Below are 19,518 nucleotides of genomic sequence, written 5' to 3'. Positions count from 1 at the left end.
GGCGACCTCCAGTGCGGTCTTGGGGCCCGTCCCGGCCGCCGCCCAGCCTCCGGCGCGGCCGATCCTTTCGGGTCTGGAGGACCTGCTGCTGCATCGGCAGAACAGCCCCATACTCGGCACGGACCCCACCCCGTCCACGGTCCTCGCGGCGGTCGACGCCTCCCGACGCGACTTCAGCGCCTGCCGCGCTATGACGCCCTTGCCCGCGGCCTGCCATCCCGGATCGCGCTCGCGCAGGCCCTCGGCGCCGAGGGGCACCCCCGGCAGGCGGCGCCGCGTCGAGCTGCCGCGTCGACGCGTGCGTACCGCTCACGCAGCATGCGACAAGGGCGCTCAGGCAGATCGCGAACGCCACCTGGGCCCACTGAGGATCGCGGTGATGAAAGTGCCGGTAGTCGTAGTCCTGGGAGTGGCTGCTGGCCGGCCAGGCGTGGCAGCAGACAAGGCCGACCGTGCTTGCCCCGCTGAACCTGCCCAGGGAGGCGGGCGGGCATCCGGCCGCGCTGCTGGAGGGCACCTACCGGGAGGTCGTCGCCCGGGTCCCGGACAACGCGCAGATCGCCTTCGACGACGACGGCCGCCTGCGGCCCCTCCGGGACAAGCGCGCGGCCGACGACCAGTGAGGCCCTTAGCTCAGAGGGCGGTATGCGGGGCGAGGAGGCTGGTGCCGCACCAGTTCTGCTGACGGAGGTGGTCGAGCACGGCTGCCTCCGCCGAACCTGGGTGGCGGCGTGTACCGACGATGACGGGTTCGGTCAGGGAAGGCAGGAACGGGCGGGCTAGCTGTTCGAAGCTTTCGGGCACGGCCGATGCCGGAACCACGGTGACGCCCAAGCCCTGGGCTGCCAGTCGCACGGCGGTGGAGATCTGTGACGCTCGGGCCACCGTGGGCGGGCTGATGCCCGCGTCGGCGAGCAGGCGGGCGAGGTATTCGTCGAGCAGGCTGGCGCGGCGGAAGCGCACCCATCCCTGTGTCGCAAGGTCTGCCATGCGCAGGGCCCTGTCGCCGGCGAGGAGCGGGTGTCCCTCGGGCAGGACGGCGACGTAGGTCTCCTCGCCCAGGGGATGGATGTCGAATGTGCAGCCGGTGGGGATGCGGTGGACGAGGACCATGTCGAGCGTTCCCTGGCGGGCCAGCCGTTCCATATCCGCTGGATCGGGCTCCTCGTGGAGAATGACCTGGAGTTTCGGGTGGCGGTGGCGGAGCCGGCCCAGTGCCAGAGGGAGCTGTCGTGCTCCCAGGCCCATGTGGACGGCGATGATGAGTTCACCGGCCAGTTCCCCGGAGGCGGCACGGGCAGCCAGGACGGCTCTGCGGGACGCGGTGGTCGCGATCTCTGCCTCGGCGAGGAAGGCGCGTCCGGCCATGGTCACTGTGACCCCGCCCGATGTCCGAGTGAACAGCTGCACACCGAGATGCTTTTCCAGAGCGCCGATCTGCTGCGACAAGGACGGCTGCGTGACGCGCAGACGCTCAGCAGCCGCTGTCATGGAGCCTTCTTCGGCCACAGCCAGAGCGTATTCGTATTGCCGCAGGTTCATCCGCTTCCACTTTCCGGCGACATAGGCAACGCCAATCTCAACTATGCAGTGACACTATTTGTCTCTATGTCTCGCGGATCCTACCGTGGTGCATGTCCGGTCGATCGCCGCCGCCGAAAGCGGCGGCCATCAGGGCGGGAGCCGGTACGGACGTGCCTGTGAGAGGCCCGTGGCGGCGAGGCCGCCCTGCGGGTTCTGTTCGACAACACATCGCCCCGATCCCGGGCGGTTGCCCCGGAGGCCCGCGTCACCCGGACGCTCACCAACATGGATGGGAGTGGCAATCATGGCAAATCAGACAGGTGTTGGCCGCGGCGACGGAGTATCGCCGAAGAACGCCGATTCGAGACTGGCGGGAAAGGTCGCGCTCGTGACGGGTGCTTCCAAGGGCATCGGGGCGGGCATCGCGCGGGAATTCGCTGCGGCCGGAGCGTCGGTCGTGGTCAACTACGCCTCCAGTGCCGCCGGCGCCGAGCGGGTGGTGCAGGACATCCAGGCGCGAGGAGGGACCGCGATCGCCGTGCAGGGCGACGTGTCGGTGCCTGGGGATGTTGAGCGCCTCTTCGCCAGGACCGTAGACGCGTACGGCCGGTTCGACATCCTCGTCAACAATGCCGGTGTCTATCACGCACAGCCGCTGGAGACCGTCACGCAGCAGGAGATCGACCGTCAGCTTTCCGTCAACGTGACCGGACCGATCCGCACGATCCAGGAAGCCCTCAAGTACTTCGGGTCCGACGGCGGATCGGTCATCAACATCGGATCGCTGGACAGCGCCCGCGCGGTGCCGGGGATGTCGGTGTACGCCGCGACGAAGGGCGCCGTCGATGCCTTGACGCGAGTCCTGGCCGCCGAACTCGGCCCTCGCGGGATCCGAGTGAACACCCTGGCCCCTGGCGGTGTGGAGACGGAAGGCATCCACGCGGCCGGCTTCATCGGCAGTGACGCCGAGACGGACATGATCGGGCGCACCCCCCTGGGCCGTATCGGTCAGCCCAAGGATCTGGCGCGGGCGGCGGTCTTCTTCGCCTCCGACGACGCCGCATGGGTCACCGGAGAGCGCCTCACCGCCTCTGGCGGCCTGCGAAGCTGACACACCCTGACAACGCCGGAGTCTGCAGACCCGCTCCGCGGGACGAAAGGCCGTCACGCCCGACAGGCCGAAGCCTGGTGGCAGGTGGTTCCAGGTACAGCCCGAGGTGGCCACGAAAATGATCGCGGCCAGCACCTCGCGGTCCCCCCGCCGACGATGCCCTCCACCCTGCGGGCGGACCGGCGCCGGCGGCACCACCCGCTGGAACAACGTCCACAGGTCTTCCGGCGCCATCCGCTCGACAAGCGCGGCAGTCATCACTCCAGACTGACGCAAGCTCACGCCAACTGAAATGGCGTTTCAACACCCTCTCAGGACTCCCCGCGCCGGGGTGGGTTCGGCTGCCTGGACGCAACGCTGCCCAACACACTCCGAAGCAGTCGTTACAGCACCAGCGTCCGGTAGCGGTCGGCGATCTCCGTCAGGACCTCCGCGCCGTCCCGGGCCCACAGGTCCGGGTTGAAGATCTCCACCTCGATCGGGCCGGTGTAGCCCGCCGCGTCGACCCGCTCGCGGAACCAGCGGAAGTCCACCGAGCCGTCGCCGAGTTGGCCCCGGCCCAGCAGGACGCCCTCCGGGAGTGGGGTGATCCAGTCGGCGAGCTGGAAGGCGGCGATGCGGCCGCCCGCGCCCGCGCGGGCGATCTGGTCCGCGACGGTGTCGTCCCACCACAGGTGGTACGTGTCCACGACCACGCCCACCTGCTCCGCCGGGAAGCGCGTCGCAAGGTCCAGGGCCTGGGCGAGGGTGGAGACCACGCAGCGGTCGGACGCGTACATGGGGTGCAGGGGCTCGATGGCCAGGCGGACGCCGTGGTCGGCGGCGTACGGGGCGAGCTCCGCCAGCGCGTCGGCGATGCGCTCGCGGGCGGCGAAGAGGTCCCGGCTGCCGGCCGGGAGGCCGCCGGAGACCAGGACCAGGGTGTCGGTGCCCAGGGTGGCGGCCTCGTCGATGGCCCGGCGGTTGTCGGCCAGGGCCGCGGCGCGCGCCTCGGGCTCGCTCGCGGTGAAGAAGCCGCCCCGGCACAGGCTGGTGACGGTCAGGCCCGCGTCGCGGACGAGGCGAGCCGCGGCGTCCACGCCGTACTTCTGGACCGGCTCGCGCCACAGGCCCACGCCCGTGACGCCCGCCTTGGCGCAGCCCTCCGCCAGCTCGGGCAGCGACCACTGCTTGATCGTTTCCTGGTTGAGGCTCAGGCGGGGCGCAGCGGGGCTCATTGGGTGACTCCGTACACGGACAGCAGGTGTTTCATCCGGGACTCCGCCAGCGCCGGGTCCGGGAACAGGCCCAGCCCGTCCGCCAATTCGTACGCCCGCGCCAGATGCGGCAGCGAGCGGGCCGACTGGAGGCCGCCGACCATGGTGAAGTGCGACTGGTGGCCCGCCAGCCAGGCCAGCAGCACCACACCCGTCTTGTAGTAGCGGGTCGGGGTCTGGAAGAGGTGGCGGGAGAGTTCCACGGTGGGGTCCAGCAGGGCGCGGAAGGCCCCCGCATCGCCGGTGTCGAGCCTGCGCACGGCCTCCGCCGCCAGCGGGCCCAGCGGGTCGAAGATGCCGAGCAGGGCGTGGCTGAAGCCCCGGTCGTCGCCCGCGATCAGCTCGGGGTAGTTGAAGTCGTCACCCGTGTAGCAGCGCACGCCGTCCGGCAGTTTGCGCCGCAGGTCGATCTCGCGCTGTGCGTCCAGCAGGGAGACCTTGATGCCGTCGATCTTGTCGGGGTGGGCGGCGATGACGTCGAGGAAGGTACGGGTGGCCGCGTCCAGGTCGGTGCTGCCCCAGTAGCCCTCCAGGGCCGGGTCGAACATCGGGCCGAGCCAGTGCAGGATCACCGGCTCGGCGGACTGGCGCAGCAGATGGCCGTAGACCTCGAGGTAGTCCTCGGGGCCCTTGGCCACGGCGCACAGGGCGCGCGAGGCCATCAGGATGGCCTGGGCGCCGGATTCCTCGCAGACGGCCAGCTGCTCCTCGTACGCGGCCCGGACCTCGTCCAGGCCGTACGGATAGCCGATCTCGGTGGCGGCCAGCTGGTCGGTGCCGACGCCGCAGGCGATCCGGCCGCCGGCCGCCTTCGCCTCGGCCGCCGAGCGGCGGATCAGCTCGGCGGCGCCCGCCCAGTCCAGGCCCATACCGCGCTGGGCGGTGTCCATGGCCTCGGCCACGCCCAGCCCGTGGGACCACAGGTGGCGGCGGAAGGCCAGGGTGGCGTCCCAGTCCACGGCGGCCGGGCTGTCGGGGGTCACATCGGCGTACGGGTCGGCCACCACATGGGCGGCCGAGAAGACGACGCGGGAGGTGAAGGGGGCGCCGGGGGTCGGTGACAGCGGTTCGGTGCGGGGTTCGTAGGCGCGGGTCGTACCGCCCGGCGCGGGAAGGTGGATGGTCACAGGCTCGGCTCCGGTACGTCCAGGCGGTGGATGGTCACAGGCTCGGCTCCGGTACGTCCAGGCGGTGGATGGTCACAGGCTCAGCTCCGGCACGTCGAGACGGCGGCCCTCCGCCGACGACTTCAGGCCCAGTTCGGCGAGCTGGACGCCGCGCGCCCCGGCCACCAGGTCCCAGCGCCAGGGCTCGTCGAGCGCGACATGGCGCAGGAAGAGCTCCCACTGTGCCTTGAAGCCGTTGTCGAACTCCTCGTTGTCCGGCACCTGCTGCCACTGGTCGCGGAACGCCTCGGTGGCGGGCAGATCGGGGTTCCAGACCGGCTTGGGGGTGTGCGAGCGGTGCTGGACGCGGCAGTTGCGCAGGCCCGCGACGGCCGAGCCCTCGGTGCCGTCGACCTGGAACTCCACCAGCTCGTCGCGGTTCACCCGGACCGCCCAGGAGGAGTTGATCTGGGCGATGACGCCGCCCTCGAGCTGGAAGACGCCGTAGGCAGAGTCGTCGGCGGTGGCCTCGTACGGCTTGCCGCGCTCGTCCCAGCGGGTCGGGATGTGGGTGGCGGCCTGCGCCTGGACGGTGCGCACGGGGCCGAACAGCTCGTGCAGCACATACTCCCAGTGCGGGAACATGTCGGAGACGATGCCGCCGCCGTCCTCGGCGCGGTAGTTCCAGGAGGGCCGCTGGGCGGCCTGCCAGTCGCCCTCGAAGACCCAGTAGCCGAACTCCCCGCGCACGGAAAGGATTCTGCCGAAGAAGCCGCCGTCGATGAGGCGCTTCAGCTTCAGCAGCCCCGGCAGGAAGATCTTGTCCTGGACGACCCCGTGCTTGACGCCCGCCGCCTGGGCCAGCCGGGCCAGCTCCAGGGCGCCCTCCAGACCGGTGGCGGTCGGCTTCTCGGTGTAGATGTGCTTGCCCGCCGCGATGGCCTTCTTGATGGCCTCCTCGCGGGCGGCGGTGACCTGCGCGTCGAAGTAGATGTCGACGCCGTCGTCCGCGAGCACGGCGTCCAGGTCGGTCGAGACGTCCGCGACCGGGTCGAGGCCGTGGTGCTCGGCGATCTCCTTGAGCGCGTGCTCCCGGCGGCCGACGAGCAGCGGCTCGGGCCACAGCACGGTGCCGTCGCCGAGGTCCAGGCCGCCCTGTTCGCGAAGGGCGAGGAGAGAGCGGACGAGGTGCTGGCGGTAGCCCATCCGGCCGGTCACACCGTTCATGGCGATCCGCACTGTCTTGCGTGTCACGTGGGTTCTTCTCCTCACCGCGAGTGATAGTAAGCGCTTTCTAGACATCCACGCTAACCGCCCCGCCCCACCCCTGTACAGAGGACCGAACACAGGGGCGGGGGCCGGTCAGCGCTTCAGCGCAGGGTCAGCCGGTAGCGCAGCGGCGAACGCCCGGTGATCAGGACCCGCTGCCCCGCCGGGGTCAGATCGCCGCCCAGCCAGCTGTAGCGCTCGCCGGAGTCCACGACGGCGGGCTGGCGGGGGCCGCTGCCGTTACCGGGCCCGAAGGTGATCACGTCATCGCCGGCCGTATAGGTCCCGTACCCCTTGACCAGCTGATACGTGTCCTTCTGGCCGGGCACGGGGTCGACCCCGGTCAGTTTTCCGCCGCCGCGGAAACACAGTTCGAGGGCGAGCGGAACCTCGGACTCGCCGATCTCGAGGTCCAGGTTCCAGCCCCCGTCCGCCTCCGCGATCCGTACCTCGGTGCGCAGGGTGCGCCACTCCTTGGGGCGGTGCGGAAAGTCCATCGCGGACCAGAACCGGCCGTCGTCGGTGAGCCGATAGCGCCCGTCGGGGCGGCGGTGCTGGGGCGGCAGCGGCTGGTGGAATCCGGCCCGCACCTCGGCCCACAGCCGCCAGCCGTCCGCCGTGCGCTCCACGTCCTCGGCCCGGAAGTGGCCGAGCGAGAAGAACTGCGGGGACAGCCGGAGCGAGTCCAGGATGGCCGAACCCTTGCGCCACTTGAAGAACGTCGGGTTGGTGGACAGGCCCGAGGAGATCGCGTGGACGTCGGGGAAGTCGGTGCCGCCGAAGATCGTGGTCCGCGTCCTCCCCTTGGCGATCCGGACCAGCCCGCAGTCCTTGTCGCGCCAGGTGTACGCGGACGGCGCCGGGGTCGCCTCGGGCAGCGGCGCGGCCAGTTCCGGATGGTCCAGCACCTCGGCGAGGAAGTCCCCGAGCGGGGTCTCGTCGAAGGTCTGATCCGCGCCGCGCCGCTGGATGGTGGCGGCCACGTCCGCGAACCGCCCGTCCCGCTCCCGGAGCGCCAGGGCCCGGAACTGCAGCCAGTACTCGGACAGATGCTTGACCGTCTTCTGGTCCTGGCGGCGCGAGTGCACCGTCTCCACCTCACCGTCGGGCTCCAGGAGGTGGAGGGTGGCGTCCAGGTTGCGGCGTACGTGCTCGTAGAGGGCCGGGCGCTCGGTGAGCCGGGCCAGGGTCAGCAGCGAGGGGTTGGTGACGATGGGCGCGTAGGTGGCACTGCGCTCGCTGTACTGGCCGCTGTCGTACCTGTCGATGCCCTCGGCCAGCCAGGCGTCGATACGGCGGGTGTAGCGCGCGTCGGGCCAGAAGGAGTTGATCCGGGCCAGCGCGGCGCACACCTTCCAGCGGTGGTTGGGGGTGTGCACCCCGCCGGTGGACAGGCCCTTGCCCGCCTTGAGCAGGATCTTCTCCAGGGTGGCGCGGACCGCCCGGGTGCCCGTGTGGTCGTCCGCGTCCAGCAGGCCGTACACCAGGCCCAGATCGACGATCGAGAAGGCGGTGTCCGGGGGCGAGTGGACCGCGCCCTGGTCGTAGAGGCCGTCGTCGAACTGGGCGGCGGCGAGCGCGTCCGCGAGCCGGGTCATCGGCGCGATCAGCGCGCCGTCGTGGTGGTGGGCGGCGTCGCCCCAGACGTGGACGGAGGTGAGCAGCCGCAGGCTACGGGCGGCGGGGCGGGCCTGGCCGAGGTTGTTCAGCTGGCCCAGGACCGTCTCGAGCCCGTCCACCACCTCGGCCACCCGGGCGTCCGCCGCCTCGGTGAGCAGGGCCAGGAACGGCTTGTCGACCCGGCCCGCGGCCGGGGTCCGGCCCGCGGCCGATGCGCCGCCCGGGGCGCCGGCGGCCAGCAGTCCGCCCGCCACGGCGGTCCCGGCGAGCAGGTGACGGCGGGGCAGGGGGCTCATAGGTGGTGCTCCGTGGCTCGGGCCGCCAGGGCGAGGGGGCCGGGGACGAGGAAGGCCAGCGGCGGATAGGCCCAGGCGCAGACGGCGGCGGTGGCCACGGCCAGCAGCAGCACGCCGCTCGCCCGGGGCTTGCGCACACCGTCGTACGCCGCCGAGCGCAGCGCCACCCGCCAGCTCGTGGCCGACTCGGGGCGGGCGCAGGCCCGCAGCAGGACGACGGCGAGCAGTCCGCCCGCGAGCAGCAGCACGGGCCGGAAGACCACCGCGCCGGGCAGCCCCGCCCCCGCCGCGAGCGCGTTGAACAGCAGCAGGGCGCCGCCTGCCAGCAGCCCCGCCCCGGCCAGCAGATCGCCGGTGCGCAGCCGGTCCCGCAGCGCGCGGAGGTAGCCGCCCGCCGTGGCGGGCACGTCCTCGCGCACCCGCCGGTCCAGGACGGCGCAGGCCGTGGACATCGCGGCCGGGGCGGTGAGGAGGGGCAGCGAGGCGGCGGCGGTGGCCAGCCCCACGGCCAGGACGTCGGCGAAGAGCGCGAAGCGCGGGCCGAACAGCTCGCCGGGTTCGCGTTTGGTGGCGGTGGCCATGCTCATCCCTTCAGTCCGGAGCTCGCCATGCCCTCGACCAGGAACCGCTGGAAGGCGAGGAAGAAGAGCACGATGGGCAGCAGCGCGAAGACCGACATCGCGAACATCGGGCCGAAGGCCGACTGGCTGGAGGCGTCCACGAAGGACCGCAGGGCCAGGGTCAGGGTGAACTTCTCCGGCTCGAAGAGGTAGATGAGCTGGGTGAAGAAGTCGTTCCAGGTCCAGATGAAGGTGAAGATCGCGGTGGTGATCAGGGCGGGCCGGGTGAGCGGCAGGATGACGCTGAAGAACGAGCGGAACGGCCCGCAGCCGTCGATCCGCGCCGCCTCCTCCAGCTCACGCGGCAGTCCGCGCATGAACTGCACGATGAGGAAGACGAAGAAGGCGTCGGTGGCCAGGAACTTCGGCAGGATCATCGGCCAGTAGGTGTTCACCATGCCGAGCTGGTTGAAGATGATGTACTGCGGAATGAGGATGGCGTGGTGCGGCAGCATGATCGTCGCGATCATGAACGCGAAGAGCGGACCGCGCATCCGGAACCGCAGCCTTGCGAAGGCGTACGCGGCGAGCGAGCAGCTGATGACGTTGCCGAGCACCGCGCCGCACGCGATGAGCAGCGAGTTCCACAGCAGCCGTCCGACGCTGACCTCGTTCACTCCGTCCAGGGCGGTGGAGTAGTTGCCCCATTCGAAGTGGCTGGGCAGCAGCTTGAGGCTGGCGATGACCTCGTCGGCGGGTTTGAACGAGGTGGCCAGCAGCCAGGCCAGCGGATAGAGCATCACCAGCAGCACGGCGATCAGGCAGATGTGCAGCACGATCCGGCCGGTGGGACGCCGCCGCGCCGCCGGGGCGGTGGTCGGGGCGGTGGTCATCGGGCCCCCTCGTTGTTGTCGTTGGCGTAGAAGACCCAGGCCCGGGAGGTGCGGAAGAGCACCGCGGTGACGACCCCGATGGCCAGCAGCAGTGCCCACGCCATGGCGGAGGCGTAGCCCATGTGGGAGGCGGTGAAGCCGCGGTCGTAGAGGTAGAGCGTGTAGACGAGCGTGGAGTCGGCGGGCCCGCCCTTGCCCGCGCTGACCGCGAAGGCGGGGGTGAAGACCTGGAACGCCTGGATCATCTGGAGCACCAGGTTGAAGAAGAGCACCGGGGAGAGCATCGGGATGGTGATCGAGCGGAACTGCCGCCACCAGGAGGCCCCGTCCACCGCGGCCGCCTCGTAGAGCTCGGCGGGTATCTGCTGGAGCCCGGCCAGGAAGATCACCATGGGGGCGCCGAACTGCCAGATGGTGAGCAGCGCGACCGACAGGATGGCCCAGCCCGGTTTGTTGATCCAGCCGCCGATGTCGATGCCCATGCCGGAGAGCAGGTTGTCGACCGAGCCGCCGTCGTTGAAGATCGCCCGCCAGACCAGGGCGATGGACATCGACGCGCCGAGCAGCGAGGGGGCGTAGAACGCCGAGCGGTAGAAGCCCTTGCCGCGCTTGACCGACTTCAGCGCGATCGCGACGGCCAGCGCCAGCAGGAGTTGCAGCGGCACCGCGATCACGACGTAGGTCAGGGTGGTGATGACCGACCGCCAGTAGCGGGGGTCCTCGGTGAACATCTGGGTGTAGTTGCGGAAGCCGATCCACCGGGGCGCGTCGAACATGTCGTAGTCGGTGAACGACAGATACAGGGACACGGCCATGGGCAGCAGCGTCAGCACGGCGGCGCCGAGCACCCATGGGGACAGGAACACCCAGGCGGCCCCCTGCCGTTCGCGCTTCGGCGCCCGCTTGCCGCCGGTGGCGGGGGGCGCGGCGTCCGGGGGGCGGGTCGCGGTCGCGGTCATTGCCTCAGCTCCGCCTTCGCCTCGGTGATGTAGTTCTCCGCCGCCTCACGCGGCGACATGCGCTCGTAGCTGACCTGGTCGTAGTCGCGCGAGAAGGTGGTCTGCAGGGAGGCGTCGCCCTTGGGCGGCGCGGGCGGCGGATCCTCGAACTTGCCCTCGAACTGCTTCTGGTAGGTGGAGACGACCTGGTCGAAGCCCTCCAGCTTGGGCAGTACGTCCTGCCGGATGGCGTCGTTGGCCGGGATGCCGCGGGTGGCACCGAGGATGGCGCCCGCCTTCTTGTCGTTGAGCAGGAAGTCGATGAACTGGGCCGCCTGCTTGGGGTGCGCGGTCTTGGCCGAGGCGCCGAAGAACATCGACGGTTTGAAGTACTGCCCGGGGGTGCCGTCCTCGCCGACCGGCAGCGGCGCCAGCTTCAGCCCCTCGCCGACGATGGGCGCGTAGCCGCTGGTGGGGGCGTCCCAGTTGAAGTCGGAGACGGACTTGAGCCGGCCCAGCGGGGTGTTCTCCACCGTCCCGTCCATCTGGGTGGTCTGCTCGGCGGGCACGACCGCGCCCTCCTCGCGGAGCTTGGTGCACCACTCCCAGTAGCGGGTCAGATCGTCGGCGGTGAAGCCGAGCTTCTCGTCCTTGGTGTAGAGGGACTTGCCCCGGCCGCGCAGCCAGATCTCGAAGACGTCCTCGCTCTGGCCCGGGTCGGTGGAGCCCACCCGCCCCTGCGTCGCCTTGGCCGCCGAGAGCTTGCGCATGGCGTCGGCCCAGTCGTCCCAGGTCCAGGTCAGAGTGGGTTCGGGGACGCCCGCCTTGCGCCACAGCGCGGCGTCGTACGCCACCGTCTCGGTGCCGCGGGCCACCGGCAGCGCGTACTGCTTGCCGTCGACCACGCCGGTGGCCAGCAGCCCCTTGTCGATCTCCGAGGTGCGCAGCTCGGGGTGTTCGCCGAGGTTCAGCAGGATGCCGGAGGTCGCGTACTGGTTGATCTGCCGGTAGTCCAGCTGCATCACATCGGGGGCGTCACCGCCCGCCGCCTGGGTGGCCAGCTTCGCCTTGTAGGTGTCGAAGCCCGCGAAGGACGTCGCGATGTCGATGTCGGGGTGACGCTGCTCGAAGAGCTTGACGGCCTCCTCGGTGCGGGCGGCCCGGTCGGGGTTTCCCCACCAGGTGAACCGCAGGCTGACCTTGCCGCCCGAGCCGCCGCCGCCGTCGCCGCCGCAGCCCGTGAGGGTCCCTCCGAGGGTGAGCACAAGGGCCAGGGCCAGGGACGTCCTTGTCCCGTTTCCGCGCATACCGGAGCCGACCTCCCTCCATGATCATTTCGTTGAGCGTGCGTGGTGGTGTCTACGGCGGCTATTCGCCGTAGTACGGGAGCGTGACACCGGGCAGTTCGTACTCGTCCCGGCGGCCGCACATGCCGTAGCCGCCCCGGCGGCTGGGCCCGGTCGCGGTGACCCGCGCCTCGGCGAGGTGCGCGGCGTCGCCCGCGGCGAGCGCGGTGAGCTGCTCACCGGTGCGCCGCGCGGCGGCGAGCGCCCCGTCCCGCCAGCGCGGCTCCCACTCCTTCACCTTGGGCGCCACGATCCGCGCCGCCGCCTCGTGGAAGGCGCGCAGCGGCGCGTCGTCGTCCTTCTCGGCGGCGGCCCGCAGCGTCAGATAGCCCTCGACCGCGAGGTCCCGGCGGCGCCGGGCGGCCGCGTCGGCCTCCGGCCCCTCCTTCGCGGGCAGCGCGGCGGCGGCCGCGTAGCGCTCGGGGTCGGCCAGCACCTCGGGCGGGAAGGTGAAGACGGCGTCCCCGGCCTCCGGCAGCCCGCTGTTCTGCATCAGCACGGTCACCTTGAGGCCGCCGCCCTGCACCATGCGGTGGATGGTGCCGGGGGTGAACCACACCACCGAGCCCGGCTCCAGCGGGGTCTCGGTGAAGCCGTCCGCGAGGGTCAGGGTCTGCACGGCGCCGCGTCCGGCGGTTACCACATACGCCTCGGTGCAGGCGAGGTGGAGATGGGGGCTGCCGCCGCACACCCCGTCGGCGGCCTCCCACTCGTACGCGCTGATGTGGGAGAGGCCCACACCGCCCGGCAGCGGGGCGGACATCTCGGACGACGCGGTCATCTTCCTCACCACCCGTGGTTCTTGAGGTAGTTCTCGGCCCGCGCCCGGTCCCACGCGCCGTCCGCGACCACCACCCGGTAGCGGTAGCCGAAGGACTCCCCGGGCTCCAGCTCGAACTCCTCGAAGAACGCCCAGGAGGGGGCCACCGACGGGATCGGCTCGGAGCGCACGAACCAGTGGGAGGCGTGGATGGATTCGGCGTTCTCCGGGGCGTGGGCGAACAGCAGCGTGGAGTGCCCGTCCACGTCGTCGTGCTCACCGGTGAAGGCGACCCAGGGGGCATCGGCGGCCGGGGCGCCCATCAGGTCCGACGCGCCCTTCTCGCCGTCGCCGCCGCGCCCGTCAGGGCCGATGACGTCGCCGCCGGTGAAGTCGCGCGGGCCGCGCCAGTTGAGCCCGGTGTACCCGGCCATCTCCCGGCCCGCGGTGGTCGGGGAGCCGAAGTGGAGGGCCTCTCCGCGGATGTTGGTGAGGTTGATGGACCAGTCCAGGGCCCAGGTGCCCTCCTCCGGCTCCACCGAGTGGAGTTCGATGGTGCGCCGCTCCCGCGCCCACTCCTGGCCGCCGTTCTCCACCCAGGTGAGGGTCTCCACGAAGCGCAGCCGGTCGTCGGTGACGGTGAACTCCTCGAAGCCGTCGTGGCGCATCGAGCCGACGAGCTCGTCCACCCGCTGGTAGCCCTTCTCGGGGCCGAGGTAGCAGTTGCCGCCCCAGAAGTTCTGGCCGGACAGATGGCTCGAGGTCATCTGGAGGCCCTTGTGCCAGCGGTGGTCGTTCGGCCGGTAGCCGGAGACCGGGTTCCCGGCGAGGGTGCGCAGCGGGTGGGCGTAGGGCTTACGGGCCTCGAAGGCGTCCGGGTCGGGCCGGTAGACGTAGGCCATCAGCTCGACGCCGGCGGCGGCGACCGAGATCCGTGTCCCGTGGGTGTGGGTGACGGTGATGCGCTGGGTCATGGCGGCCTCAGTTCTCCTTCGTGGTGGCGGTCGCTGCCTTCGGCGCCCATGCGGGGTGGTCGCCGTGCATGGCGTCGTAGTACGGGTCCCCGGGCACGATCTCGCCCGCGCGCACGGGCTGTCCGGTGAAGGCCGCCTTGTAGAGCGCGGCGATGAACTCGAGGGTGCGGCGGGCGTCCTGCCCGCTGCCCGGCGGCCGTACGCCGTCGCGCATCGCGTCCAGCAGCCCGGTCAGCTGGGCCCCGTGGGAGCTGGGCAGATCGGCGGCCGGGGTGCGCCAGCGCCGCTGCCGGTCGGGTTCGTCGCGGACGTGCGGGGCGGGGGTGTAGACCCAGTCGTCGTTGCGGTGGCCGTAGAGGTGGGTCAGCTCGACGGTGGCGTCCGCGCAGTCGATGCGGATCCGGCTGACCTCGTCGGGCGACAGCACGCTGTTGACGACGGTGGCCATGGCGCCGCTCTCGAACCGCACCAGCGCGGTGGAGACGTCCTCGCTCTCCACGGTGTGGACCAGCCGTCCGGCCATGCCGCGGATCTCGGTCCAGTCGCCGAGGAGATGGAGCAGCAGATCCATCTGGTGGATGCCGTGGCCCATGGAGGGGCCGCCGCCCTCGGTCTCCCAGCGGCCGCGCCACGGCACCGCGTAGTAGGCGGTGTCGCGGTGCCAGGTGGTCTGGCAGTGGGCCACCAGCGGCCGGCCCAGGGCGCCCTCGGCCAGCAGCTCACGGGCGTGGACGGCGCCCGAGCCGTAGCGGTGCTGGAAGACCACCGAGGCGTACGGGCCGCCGGCCTCCCGCTCGGCCCCGGCTATCTCGTCGTACTCGGCGAGCGTGAGGCACAGCGGCTTCTCACACAGCACCCAGGCGCCGGCCTCGAGGGCGGCCACCGTCTGCTCGCGGTGCAGGGAGGGCGGGGTGCCGATGAGGACCAGGCCGGGGCGCTCGGCCTCCAGCATGGCGGCCACGTCGGAGTAGCCGGTGACGTCGAAGGTGCCGCCCTCGGCCGCCGCGGCGCGGAAGGCGTCGAGCCGGTCCGCGGCCACGTCGACGGCGGCGACGAGGTCCACGCGGTCGGCGTGATCACGCAGTGCGGGCAGATGGCTGCCGCTGACGATTCCTCCGGTGCCGACCACTGCGGCACGGATACGGGCGGTGGCTGCTGCGGCCATGGGCTGAGGTCTCCTCGCCGTCGCCTGGGGTAAGCGCTTGCTGCAGAGGACCCTAGGCATGGTCCGGATGACAGGACAAGACCCTGGAGTGCAGAATCGCGCCGCTCATGGAGTGAGAGCATGGAGGCGCCCAACCAGCGCACACGGTGTACCAGAAGGTGACCACCAACGGAGGAAATATGGCAGTGACCCTGGCCGATGTGGCGGCACGGGCTCGGGTCTCGGCGGCCACCGTGTCGCGCGTTCTGAGTGGCAACTACCCGGTCGCGGAGTCGACCCGGAACCGGGTGCTGCGTGCGGTCGACGAGCTGGAGTACGTGGTCAACGGCCCGGCAAGCGCCCTCGCCGCCGCCACTTCCGATCTGGTCGGGGTGCTCGTCAACGACATCGCGGACCCCTTCTTCGGGATCATCGCGGGCGCCGTACAGGCCGAAATGGTCACCCCCGCCGGGGAATCGGGCCGGGGCGGCGAGAAGCTCGCCGTCATCTGCAACACCGGTGGCTCGCCCGAGCGCGAGCTCAACTACCTCACCCTGCTGCAGCGGCAGCGCGCCGCCGCCGTCGTGCTCACCGGCGGCGCGGTCGAGCACCCCGACCACGCCGCCGCCGTGGCCACCAAGGCGTCCCGGCTGGCCGCCTCCGGCACCCGGGTGGTGCTCTGCGGGCGCCCGCCGATCGAGGACGCCACCACCCTCACCTTCGACAACCGCGGCGGCGCCCGCCGGCTCACCGAACATCTGCTGACCCTCGGCCACCGCCGGATCGGCTATGTGGCGGGCCCCGCCGAGCGCACCACGACCCGCCACCGGCTGGAGGGCCACCGGGCGGCGCTGGCCGCCGCCGGGGTGGACCAGGACGCGGAGCGGCTGACCGTCCACGGCCTGTACGACCGCGCCTCCGGCTATGACGCGACCCTCGAACTCCTGCGCCGCGACCGGAGCCTGACGGCCATAGTCGCCGCCAACGACACCATCGCGCTCGGCGTCTGCGCGGCCCTGCGCGACCAGGGGCTGCGGATCCCCGAGGACGTCTCGGTGGCGGGCTTCGACGACCTCCCGTTCAGCGCGGACGCCGTCCCGGCCCTCACCACGATGCGGCTGCCGCTGCACGAGGCGGGCGCGCGGGCCGGGCGGCTGGCCCTGGGCCGCGAGCCGCAGCCGCCGGGCGGGGTGGCGATGGTCCGGGCCGAGCTGATGGCCCGCGCCTCCACGGCGCCGCCGCGCGGCTGAGCGATGCGCTCCGCGCGGGGCGGGTTCCCTCGGTACGAGGCCGTCTATGCGCCCGTCCGCCGGCGAGGCGCGGGGATCACCGGACGGTCGCCGTCCGGCTGAGCGGGGCGCGGTGCGGCGTGGGCCGCCTCGCACGCGGGGGCACAGACGTACAGCTGGTACGTCTCGGTGACGTTGCCGTAGTCCACCTCCACCGTGCAGGTCGGCCGGTCCGCGTAGAGGCGTGCCGCGCACAGGGCGCAGTTCCAGCCCTGGAGCTGGCCGAAGACCCACTTCCTGCCCGGGGTCTGTAGTTCCGCCATCCGCTCCCGCTCGGTGCGCTCGTCCTCCGTCACCAGGTGTGCCCCCGTTCGCGGGCGCGGCGCATGGCGGCGGCCTCGGCGACCGGGTCGCGCCGGTGGGCCAGGGCGTGGGGAGGGCAGGCGTACACCGTGCGGCCGGGTCCGCTGCCGCCGTGCTGAACGTCCACGATGACGGGCTCGTCGGTGGGCAGCTCGCAGCGGTAGCAGGTCTGGCGCCCCCGTGGGACCGGGCCGAATTCAACGCGGTCGGCCTCGGCCAGTGCTCCCCACAGCTTCCAGGCGTCGGTCATGTAGTGGTCGACCGAGAGCGGCACGCGCCAGTGGGTGCCGGGCGGCGTGGTCCAGGAGTTGGGCGGCACGCCGAGGTAGGTGCACTCGTCCGCCAGCTCGGTCAGGACCCGGACCTGCCGCAGATGCCAGCTCGTGGCGGAGCCCACCTCGACGAGCCAGTACAGGGTGCCGTACTTGTCCTGGATGACGGCGCCGTTCTCGTCGCCGAGGAGCTTCAAGGCGCGTTCCCCGACCGTCGGCGCGGCCCGTACGGCATCCCACCATCTGTCCGCGGGTAACGCCTGGACATCCGCGGCGGGCGGTGGTGTCCACGGTAAGGCTCTGGTCGTCACGTCGGGCTCCCCTGCTGATCTGCGAGGGGCAGCGCCGAACCGGTTCCTGATGGGAGCGAGGGCCGACGCCGCCTCGATGCGGATCACGCTAGGTGTGCGCGCGATTACGCCCCAGTGACGAAGCGCATCCGTCGCTGGCCCGATGCCGGAGCGAGTACGACGTCACGTCCTAGTCAGAGAGCGGGCTCAACCCCCAGTCGGGCGGCCAGCCCCCGGAGCCGGGTGTTCCGCCGCCTCTCCTCCTCGCGCATCTCCAAGACCGTGGCCCGCGCGAGCATCTGATACCGGATCCATTCGGGCTGGTCGGCTTCCACCTCCAGCAGCGTGTCCAGCGCTCCCTCGTTGTCGCCCATCTGATACTGAGCCTGGGCCACGTCCAAGCGGTGGGCGGCCAGGTGCACCGGGCGCTTGATCAAATCGCGGCGCACATCCTCGGAAGCTTCCAGCGCCTTCTCCGGCTCGGGCTCGCTGCCCGCCATGACGACGTTGACGATCTGCGTCTTGACGTCGACCAGAGAGAAGGCAGTGCCGTAGGCGCGCACGGCCCCGGACCGGACAGCCGCAGCCTCGGCGAAGTTGAGGTACTGATCGGCGTCGGCCTTGCGATCCTGACGCGCGGCAGGCGTGGCCGCCGCCACCAACAGGTTGCCGTACACCGCGTATTGAGCGCTCGTGCCGCGCCGCATGGACGGCTCCAGCTCGTCTGCCTTCCGCTCGGCGACCGACTGCGCCTCCTCCCACCGGCCCTGCCGCAGCAGCACCCACGACAGCGTGGAGACGCCCATTCCCTCCATCAGCGGATCGGACGCGCGCTGGGCTGCCCGCAACTGCTTCGTCACGGCCTCGAAAGCCCAGTCGACATGACCAGCCTGCGTCGCGAGGCTGGCCCCAAGCTGGTACGAGAGGGCGAGCTGGTTCCAGACCTGTTCGGCGAGCGAGCCAGTCGCCTCCCGGGCCACGGCACGCCCGTCACGGAGGAGGAGCGGCAGCGAGCCGGCGAGTTCGCTGTACCCGCCTTCCCAGTAGAGCGTGGTGGCCGCCCGGACTTGGCGCATCCAGTCGTCTGCCGCAGGCGGATCCTCGTCGAGATCGTCGGCAGGCACACCCGGCAGGGTGCTGATGTCCTGGATGGCGTCACGCAAGGCGATCAACCCGCCGTCGTCGTCGGGGAGTTCTGTGGTCACGGTGGGCTGTCCCAGTAGTCGATCCAGCTCGGTATCGAGGGCCCTCGCCAACTTCCGGAGAGTGCCCAGGCGCGCCGACTGCCGGACGTTCTGCTCCAGCTTCCGGATGGTGTCGACGTGGACGCCCGACCGTTCCGCCAGCTCTTCCTGGGTGACGTCGCGGTAGCGCCGGAGTTCGCCGAGGCGGTCGCCGATGGACTTGCTGCTCATCATCTGTCCCCCCCACCGGAAGGTCTTTCGGTCACGGTACGCCCGGAGGGGGAGCCGTGGGAGGCCAGCAGGCATCGGGCACACGAAAGAGCCCTGCCCCCGGGACGGGACCCCCCTTCCCAAATACTTGATCTGACGCAACTATGAGGTCAAGCAAAATCGACCACAGGTGTACGGAGGGGTGCCGGATGGGCCCGCGCGACGATCTTGACCTGGCCGTGGACGAGGTCCGCGACTTCAACCGGATGTACACCCGGCTGATCGGCGTCCTCGACTACCCAGGGCAGCTCAACACCCCGTACACGCTGGGCGAGGCCCGCATCCTCTACGAGCTGGCCCGGCGCGAGCGCACCCATGTCTCGGCGCTCCGGGAGCACCTGGGGGTCACCGCCGCGCATCTGAGCCGGACGCTCAGCCGGTTCGAGGAGCGCGGGCTGGTGACGCGCGAGCGCCACCACCGCGACGCCCGATACCAGGAGGTGCTGCTCACCGCGGCGGGCCGGGCCGCGGCGGAGGGCCTGGACCGGCGCTCGCGGGACGCGGTGACCAGGCTGTTGGCCAAGCTCCCCCGGAACGAGATGGGGCGGCTGCGGGAGGCGCTGGCCACCGCCCGGGGCGTGTTCACCGGCCCGGCGGAGCCCGAGGTGCGGCTGCGCGGACTTGAGCCGGGGGACCTGGGCTGGATCGTGCAGCGCCACGGCGCCGTGTACGCCCGCGAGTTCGGGTGGAACGCGGAGTTCGAGGCCCTGGTGGCCCGGATCGTCGGTGAGTTCGGCGCGGGCCACGACCCGGACCGCGAGCGGGCGTGGATCGCGGAGCTCGACGGCCGCCCCGTCGGGTCGGTGATGTGCGTACGGGACGAACAGCCCGATACGGCCCGGCTGCGGCTGCTGCTCGTCGAACCGGAGGCGCGTGGGCGGCGGCTCGGCGAGCGGCTGGTGGGCACGTGTATCGACTTCGCACGCGAGGCGGGCTACCGCGATCTGGTGCTGTGGACCAACGACGTCCTGACCTCCGCGCGCCGGATCTATGAGCGGGCCGGGTTCGAGCTGATCGCCGAGAAGCGGCACGGGGGCTACGGCTCGCCGCTGGTCGGCCAGGACTGGCGGCTTGCGCTGGGGGACGCCACGCCCGGCTGAGAACCTTCCGGCA

Annotated in this window: 19 protein-coding genes and 1 pseudogene; 4 read left to right on the top strand and 16 right to left on the bottom strand. The window is 71.4% G+C overall.

Annotated features, from left to right (window positions below; all coding sequences use genetic code 11):
- The first annotated feature begins 452 nt into the window (after window positions 1–452).
- Complete coding sequence (locus LIV37_RS31735; RefSeq protein ID WP_020871178.1) at window positions 453–623, top strand: hypothetical protein; 171 nt, start codon at window positions 453–455, stop codon at window positions 621–623.
- A gap of 10 nt (window positions 624–633) precedes the next feature.
- Here LIV37_RS31735 and LIV37_RS31730 read toward each other — a convergent pair whose 3' ends face one another.
- Window positions 634–1,542, bottom strand: coding sequence for a LysR family transcriptional regulator (locus tag LIV37_RS31730; RefSeq protein WP_020871177.1), 909 nt, complete (start codon window positions 1,540–1,542; stop codon window positions 634–636).
- A gap of 286 nt (window positions 1,543–1,828) precedes the next feature.
- On the opposite strand from LIV37_RS31730, the gene LIV37_RS31725 reads away from it, so the two are divergent.
- Entirely contained in the window at window positions 1,829–2,635 is an 807-nt protein-coding gene (locus LIV37_RS31725; protein WP_121824275.1) for an SDR family NAD(P)-dependent oxidoreductase, read from the top strand.
- 42 nt (window positions 2,636–2,677) lie between these two features.
- Here the strand turns inward: LIV37_RS31725 and LIV37_RS31720 are convergent.
- The 12 genes and pseudogenes from LIV37_RS31720 to LIV37_RS31665 all read right to left on the bottom strand — a co-directional run.
- Window positions 2,678–2,893 (bottom strand): annotated as a pseudogene (locus LIV37_RS31720) (transposase); the annotation flags it as partial.
- A gap of 125 nt (window positions 2,894–3,018) precedes the next feature.
- On the bottom strand, window positions 3,019–3,852 hold the full coding sequence (locus LIV37_RS31715) for a sugar phosphate isomerase/epimerase family protein (protein ID WP_020871175.1): 834 nt from the start codon (window positions 3,850–3,852) through the stop codon (window positions 3,019–3,021).
- Window positions 3,849–5,018, bottom strand: coding sequence for a dihydrodipicolinate synthase family protein (locus tag LIV37_RS31710; RefSeq protein ID WP_020871174.1), 1,170 nt, complete (start codon window positions 5,016–5,018; stop codon window positions 3,849–3,851). The genes LIV37_RS31715 and LIV37_RS31710 overlap by 4 nt, the downstream gene beginning before the upstream one ends.
- Window positions 5,019–5,090: 72 nt before the next feature.
- Window positions 5,091–6,251: a Gfo/Idh/MocA family protein gene (locus LIV37_RS31705; RefSeq protein WP_020871173.1), complete on the bottom strand. Its 1,161-nt coding sequence runs from the start codon at window positions 6,249–6,251 to the stop codon at window positions 5,091–5,093.
- 116 nt (window positions 6,252–6,367) lie between these two features.
- Complete coding sequence (locus tag LIV37_RS31700; protein ID WP_020871172.1) at window positions 6,368–8,182, bottom strand: hypothetical protein; 1,815 nt, start codon at window positions 8,180–8,182, stop codon at window positions 6,368–6,370.
- Window positions 8,179–8,763 (bottom strand): hypothetical protein, encoded by a 585-nt coding sequence (locus LIV37_RS31695; protein ID WP_121824276.1) that lies wholly within the window; start codon window positions 8,761–8,763, stop codon window positions 8,179–8,181. Before LIV37_RS31695 ends, LIV37_RS31700 begins: the two co-directional genes overlap by 4 nt.
- Window positions 8,764–8,765: 2 nt before the next feature.
- The gene (locus tag LIV37_RS31690; protein ID WP_020871170.1) at window positions 8,766–9,635 is read right to left on the bottom strand and encodes a carbohydrate ABC transporter permease; all 870 of its coding nucleotides are present in this window, start codon (window positions 9,633–9,635) and stop codon (window positions 8,766–8,768) included.
- The gene (locus tag LIV37_RS31685; protein ID WP_020871169.1) at window positions 9,632–10,594 is read right to left on the bottom strand and encodes a carbohydrate ABC transporter permease; all 963 of its coding nucleotides are present in this window, start codon (window positions 10,592–10,594) and stop codon (window positions 9,632–9,634) included. The genes LIV37_RS31690 and LIV37_RS31685 overlap by 4 nt, the downstream gene beginning before the upstream one ends.
- Window positions 10,591–11,880: an ABC transporter substrate-binding protein gene (locus LIV37_RS31680; protein ID WP_121824277.1), complete on the bottom strand. Its 1,290-nt coding sequence runs from the start codon at window positions 11,878–11,880 to the stop codon at window positions 10,591–10,593. The genes LIV37_RS31685 and LIV37_RS31680 overlap by 4 nt, the downstream gene beginning before the upstream one ends.
- Window positions 11,881–11,941: 61 nt before the next feature.
- Window positions 11,942–12,700: a cupin domain-containing protein gene (locus tag LIV37_RS31675; RefSeq protein ID WP_020871167.1), complete on the bottom strand. Its 759-nt coding sequence runs from the start codon at window positions 12,698–12,700 to the stop codon at window positions 11,942–11,944.
- Window positions 12,701–12,705: 5 nt separating this feature from the next.
- Complete coding sequence (locus LIV37_RS31670) at window positions 12,706–13,653, bottom strand: DUF6807 domain-containing protein (protein ID WP_020871166.1); 948 nt, start codon at window positions 13,651–13,653, stop codon at window positions 12,706–12,708.
- Between the two features lie 7 nt (window positions 13,654–13,660).
- Window positions 13,661–14,818, bottom strand: coding sequence for a Gfo/Idh/MocA family protein (locus tag LIV37_RS31665; RefSeq protein ID WP_020871165.1), 1,158 nt, complete (start codon window positions 14,816–14,818; stop codon window positions 13,661–13,663).
- A 179-nt stretch (window positions 14,819–14,997) separates the two neighbouring features.
- On the opposite strand from LIV37_RS31665, the gene LIV37_RS31660 reads away from it, so the two are divergent.
- On the top strand, window positions 14,998–16,047 hold the full coding sequence (locus LIV37_RS31660) for a LacI family DNA-binding transcriptional regulator (protein WP_121824278.1): 1,050 nt from the start codon (window positions 14,998–15,000) through the stop codon (window positions 16,045–16,047).
- A gap of 44 nt (window positions 16,048–16,091) precedes the next feature.
- Here LIV37_RS31660 and LIV37_RS31655 read toward each other — a convergent pair whose 3' ends face one another.
- From LIV37_RS31655 to LIV37_RS31645, 3 genes are all read right to left on the bottom strand, one after another.
- Window positions 16,092–16,382, bottom strand: a complete 291-nt coding sequence (locus LIV37_RS31655; RefSeq protein ID WP_020871163.1) for a hypothetical protein — start codon at window positions 16,380–16,382, stop codon at window positions 16,092–16,094.
- Window positions 16,379–16,972 (bottom strand): hypothetical protein, encoded by a 594-nt coding sequence (locus tag LIV37_RS31650; RefSeq protein ID WP_121824279.1) that lies wholly within the window; start codon window positions 16,970–16,972, stop codon window positions 16,379–16,381. Before LIV37_RS31650 ends, LIV37_RS31655 begins: the two co-directional genes overlap by 4 nt.
- A 173-nt stretch (window positions 16,973–17,145) precedes the next feature.
- A complete protein-coding gene (locus LIV37_RS31645) occupies window positions 17,146–18,369 on the bottom strand; it encodes a helix-turn-helix domain-containing protein (protein WP_020871160.1) in 1,224 nt (407 codons plus the stop codon).
- Window positions 18,370–18,554: 185 nt separating this feature from the next.
- On the opposite strand from LIV37_RS31645, the gene LIV37_RS31640 reads away from it, so the two are divergent.
- A complete protein-coding gene (locus LIV37_RS31640) occupies window positions 18,555–19,505 on the top strand; it encodes a bifunctional helix-turn-helix transcriptional regulator/GNAT family N-acetyltransferase (RefSeq protein ID WP_020871159.1) in 951 nt (316 codons plus the stop codon).
- Window positions 19,506–19,518 lie beyond the last annotated feature (13 nt).

Source organism: Streptomyces rapamycinicus NRRL 5491, from assembly GCF_024298965.1.
GTDB classification, from domain to species: Bacteria; Actinomycetota; Actinomycetes; order Streptomycetales; family Streptomycetaceae; genus Streptomyces; species Streptomyces rapamycinicus.
This window is presented reverse-complemented; position numbering and strand designations above follow the sequence as displayed.

What these genes read in the sequence shown, in the direction of transcription:
- LIV37_RS31680 (WP_121824277.1), bottom strand. Translation starts at nt 11,880, where the DNA reads ATGCGCGGAAACGGGACAAGGACGTCCCTGGCCCTGGCCCTTGTGCTC.
- LIV37_RS31660 (WP_121824278.1), top strand. Translation starts at nt 14,998, where the DNA reads ATGGCAGTGACCCTGGCCGATGTGGCGGCACGGGCTCGGGTCTCGGCG.
- LIV37_RS31715 (WP_020871175.1), bottom strand. Translation starts at nt 3,852, where the DNA reads ATGAGCCCCGCTGCGCCCCGCCTGAGCCTCAACCAGGAAACGATCAAG.
- LIV37_RS31695 (WP_121824276.1), bottom strand. Translation starts at nt 8,763, where the DNA reads ATGGCCACCGCCACCAAACGCGAACCCGGCGAGCTGTTCGGCCCGCGC.
- LIV37_RS31645 (WP_020871160.1), bottom strand. Translation starts at nt 18,369, where the DNA reads ATGATGAGCAGCAAGTCCATCGGCGACCGCCTCGGCGAACTCCGGCGC.
- LIV37_RS31700 (WP_020871172.1), bottom strand. Translation starts at nt 8,182, where the DNA reads ATGAGCCCCCTGCCCCGCCGTCACCTGCTCGCCGGGACCGCCGTGGCG.
- LIV37_RS31690 (WP_020871170.1), bottom strand. Translation starts at nt 9,635, where the DNA reads ATGACCACCGCCCCGACCACCGCCCCGGCGGCGCGGCGGCGTCCCACC.
- LIV37_RS31725 (WP_121824275.1), top strand. Translation starts at nt 1,829, where the DNA reads ATGGCAAATCAGACAGGTGTTGGCCGCGGCGACGGAGTATCGCCGAAG.
- LIV37_RS31730 (WP_020871177.1), bottom strand. Translation starts at nt 1,542, where the DNA reads ATGAACCTGCGGCAATACGAATACGCTCTGGCTGTGGCCGAAGAAGGC.
- LIV37_RS31685 (WP_020871169.1), bottom strand. Translation starts at nt 10,594, where the DNA reads ATGACCGCGACCGCGACCCGCCCCCCGGACGCCGCGCCCCCCGCCACC.
- LIV37_RS31665 (WP_020871165.1), bottom strand. Translation starts at nt 14,818, where the DNA reads ATGGCCGCAGCAGCCACCGCCCGTATCCGTGCCGCAGTGGTCGGCACC.
- LIV37_RS31670 (WP_020871166.1), bottom strand. Translation starts at nt 13,653, where the DNA reads ATGACCCAGCGCATCACCGTCACCCACACCCACGGGACACGGATCTCG.
- LIV37_RS31640 (WP_020871159.1), top strand. Translation starts at nt 18,555, where the DNA reads ATGGGCCCGCGCGACGATCTTGACCTGGCCGTGGACGAGGTCCGCGAC.
- LIV37_RS31675 (WP_020871167.1), bottom strand. Translation starts at nt 12,700, where the DNA reads ATGACCGCGTCGTCCGAGATGTCCGCCCCGCTGCCGGGCGGTGTGGGC.